The sequence below is a fragment of the Mesorhizobium sp. genome, assembly GCF_024509055.1.
Classification (GTDB): Bacteria; Pseudomonadota; Alphaproteobacteria; order Rhizobiales; family Rhizobiaceae; genus Mesorhizobium.
The window spans coordinates 1-3508 of the sequence record NZ_JANINM010000176.1 but is presented as its reverse complement, the minus strand read 5'-3'; the positions used below and the strand labels follow the sequence as shown (position 1 = coordinate 3508).

At 64.1% G+C, this 3508-nt stretch carries 5 protein-coding genes; all 5 read left to right on the top strand.

The window, feature by feature from the left end; translation table 11 throughout:
- On the top strand, positions 1-318 hold a 318-nt coding region (locus Q0L57_RS08345), incomplete at its 5' end, for a PAAR domain-containing protein (protein WP_296741019.1).
- A gap of 1 nt (position 319) precedes the next feature.
- Positions 320-1393, top strand: a complete 1074-nt coding sequence (locus Q0L57_RS08340; protein WP_296741018.1) for a methyltransferase domain-containing protein — start codon at positions 320-322, stop codon at positions 1391-1393.
- A gap of 46 nt (positions 1394-1439) precedes the next feature.
- Complete coding sequence (locus Q0L57_RS08335; protein ID WP_296741017.1) at positions 1440-2192, top strand: FHA domain-containing protein; 753 nt, start codon at positions 1440-1442, stop codon at positions 2190-2192.
- A 63-nt stretch (positions 2193-2255) separates the two neighbouring features.
- On the top strand, positions 2256-2738 hold the full coding sequence (tssJ, locus tag Q0L57_RS08330) for a type VI secretion system lipoprotein TssJ (RefSeq protein ID WP_296741015.1): 483 nt from the start codon (positions 2256-2258) through the stop codon (positions 2736-2738).
- 39 nt (positions 2739-2777) lie between these two features.
- A partial coding sequence (tssK, locus tag Q0L57_RS08325) for a type VI secretion system baseplate subunit TssK (RefSeq protein ID WP_296741013.1) occupies positions 2778-3508 on the top strand: 731 nt, incomplete at its 3' end.

The window sequence follows — 3508 nt, the reverse complement described above, 5'->3', positions numbered from 1 at the left end:
CATCCGGCCGCTCCGACACCCACGCCCGCACCCCATCCGGCAATGCCGCTCACCATCATCAAGGGGCAGCCCAACGTGCTGATCGGCAACCAACCGGCAGCGCGCGCCACCGACATGTCGCAGCCTTGCATGCTGGCAACCTGCGTCCCGGGCGGTCCCGGCATGATCGCCAAGGGTTCGGCCACGGTGCTGATTGGCGGCCTTCCGGCGGCCCGCGTTCTCGACATGACCTCGCACCCCGCGTGCGTGGCACCCATTCCCAGCCCTACCGGCAAGATTCTGCCGCCAGGATGCCCGACCGTGATGATCGGCGGCTAGAGTGCTTCGCGGTCACTTCGACGAGCTTCGTCCCTTATGCCCGCGCTGCCGCATTGGCGGCCAGGTTGTGGCGCTCGGCGTGACGGTTGTGGAGGAGGAGCGGGACGACGACATCATTTCAGGCATTCTTGGCTGCGCCGCCTGCGGGGGAGAATACCCTATCATCGATGGATTGCCGGTAATCGTCGCCGACGTGCGCCGCTACGTACAGGACAATCTGTTCTATCTTCTTGCACGCAACGACCTCAGTCCGATGATCGAAAGCCTGATCGGCGACGCGGCAGGCCCGGCAAGCAGCTTCGATTCGGCGCGCCAGTATCTTTCGTCCTATGTCTGGGACCACTGGGCCGAATTCGACACGAACGAGACCAAGCCCGCGCCCGGCGGCGCGCGGCCCGGAGCCATCGCCCGCGGACTCGACTCCGCGATCGTCCTTGCGAGCGCCGACCTGCCGGAAGGACCCGTGCTCGACATCGGTTGCGGCGCAGGCCGTACCGTTCATGAACTCGCCAGGCGCACTGGACGCCGCGTCCTCGGCATCGACCTTGGTTCTTCGCTGGCGCGCGCGGCCCGTCGCGCGATCGTCGAAGGCAAGGTCGACTACCCTCGCCGCCGGATCGGCATCGTCTTCGACCGCCGCTCGTTCGCCGTCCCGCAGGCGCCACGGGGAAGCGCTGACGTTTGGATCTGCGATGCCACGGCACTGCCGTTCGCCGACGGAACCTTCGCTTTCGCGCTCGGCATGAACGTGCTGGACTGCCTTTCAAGCCCGCGCGACGGCCTCGTCGAATTCGATCGCGTACTCGCCCCGGGTGGGGAGATCGTCCTTTCGGTCCCGTTCGACTGGACCGCCACGGTTACCCCCGTGGAGAACTGGATCGGCGGCCATTCCCAGAGGAGTCCCCTTGACGGCGATGCCAAGGAAATCCTCGATCTGCTGCTGACGGACGGGCCGATGGCTGCGGGAAAACTTCGCCGCAAATCGCAGGCCATTGAGATTCCCTGGCACGTGCGTCTTCACGAACGCTCCTGCATGCACTATTACGCATATGGGCTCGCAGCGATAAGCGGCTAAGCGTTGCCAAGTAGGCCCGCGAGGGGATCGGGATGGGGGCCATCCGGTGAAACTGACGCTTTCTCTGAGGGAGCCCCAGCGCCTCCCGGGCACAAAGCCCACCCATATCCTGGAAGATGGCAGCATGATCATCGGGCGCGGCTCCGACGCCGACTGGAGCCTGCACGATCCCGAGCGTCTCGTCTCCAAGGCACATTGTCGGATCGATGCCGAGCCGCACGGGTTCGTGCTCACCGATGTCTCGACCAACGGCGTCCTCGTCAACGACGAACCGCTCGGTTTCCAAAGCAGGCGGCTGCTGACCAGCAGTGACCGTCTCAGGCTTGGCAACGTCGAGATCGGTGTCCTTGTGCACAAGGGCGCGCCGGAGGCGCCGGCGCGCGACTTTGTTTCGGACGGGCCTTTCGGGAACGAATCATCGGCAAGCATCGATGCCGCATCGCTACTCTCCGCCGCCTTGCAGGAGACCACATCCGGAAATGACTCCCCCATCGGGTCCGACGGGCCGATCAAGGAAGATTGGTTGGCCGCTCCCACGCCGCCGACAACGATGAAACCTGTGGATATCGTCGATCGGACGCCCGCCGGCAGGACACAAACCGCATCGGCGGGTCAGCCTGCGATATCATCGGACGATGCGATCGTGATCAGCTTGGTCCAGTCCTTCCCGAGCCTCGATGTACCGACCCTCGCTTATGCGGTCGATACGGCGGGCGCGGTCATACCGGAGGACAGCTGGCAGAGCTTTTACGAGCGCCTGCGCATATTCCTTCGAGAAAAGTACCCGGATGACGCGTAAGGCTTAATAGGTAACGGTCTCCGGTCTTGGGGTCTTTTGATGGTAGGCGTTCTGCGGATGGTCATGGTAGCCCTGCTGGCGCTCGGACTATCCGCGTGCGGGCTGCTGGGAAAGAGCAAGCCGCCACCGACTGAGATCGAGATCAAGCCGGCTCCAGCGGACGCAGGGATCGATTTCCTGGTGACAGCCTCGCCGCTGGCCAACCCGCAGCCGGATGGATCGCCTTCGCCCCTCGTTCTTCGGCTTTACCTGCTGTCCGGTGACACGGCATTTGCCAACGCAAGCTTCCGGCAGTTGTGGGAGGACGACGCCAAGACCCTCGGGCCCACGATGCTCGGCAAGACGGAGATGATCCTTCAGCCGGGTGGCGTGCAGAGAGTGAAGGCGCCTATGGCTCCGGGGACGCTGCTCGTCGCCGTGGTAGCGGGATTCCGCGACTTTCAAGACGCGAAATGGCGTGCCATGGTGCCTTTGCAGGGCGAGAAGAACCTGAAGCTGAAAGCGGATATCAAGTCGCTGTCTGTCGGCCTCGGGCCGCAGGACTGATATGCCTGCGAACGAACGAGCAAGAGGGATTGGGAGACGATGCCGTTCGACAACAAGGTGATCTGGTCCGAGGGCATGTTCATCCGTGCCCAGCATTTCCAGCAGCAGGCGCGCTACGGCGAAGCAATGGCGCGCGACCTCTTCCGGGCGGCGAGAGGATATGGTTGGGGCTTCTCGGATTTGAGGCTTAACCGTGACCTTTTGTCGATCGGCAAGTTCGCCTTGGAACGGGCGGCGGGGGTGTTCGCGGACGGTACCCCGTTTGAACTGCCCGCCGATGCCCACCCTGTCCCTCCCCTCGAACTTAACGAGAACACGCGCAACCAGATCATCTACCTGACGCTGCCCGTGCTTCAGCCGGGCGGACTGGAAGCGGCCGATCCGGCTGCCGACAACCTTACCCGGTACGTGATGCAAGATGTCGACGTCGTCGATGCAAACACGACCAACAGCACAGCCGCCCCCGTTACCATAGGCAAGCTGCGCTGCCGCTACGCCCTGCACACCAGCGGGCGCGGCGGCTTGCTCAGTCTTGGCATCGCACGCGTAAGCGAGGTTCGCTCAGACAATACCGTCGTGCTCGATGAGGCCTATATCCCGCCGATGCTGGATGTGCGAGCCTCGCCGATCGTCAGCGGCCTCCTCACCGAGGTCGTCGGGCTGCTCAATCATCGCGGAGAGGCGATCGCCGCGCGCCTGGCCGCCGGCAGCGAGGGCACGTCGGGAGAGCTGTCCGACACGCTCATGCTGCAGACCATCAACCGCTGGCA

Coding starts and splice junctions, on each gene's coding strand:
- tssJ (WP_296741015.1), top strand. CDS start 2,256: ATGGTAGCCCTGCTGGCGCTCGGACTATCCGCGTGCGGGCTGCTGGGA.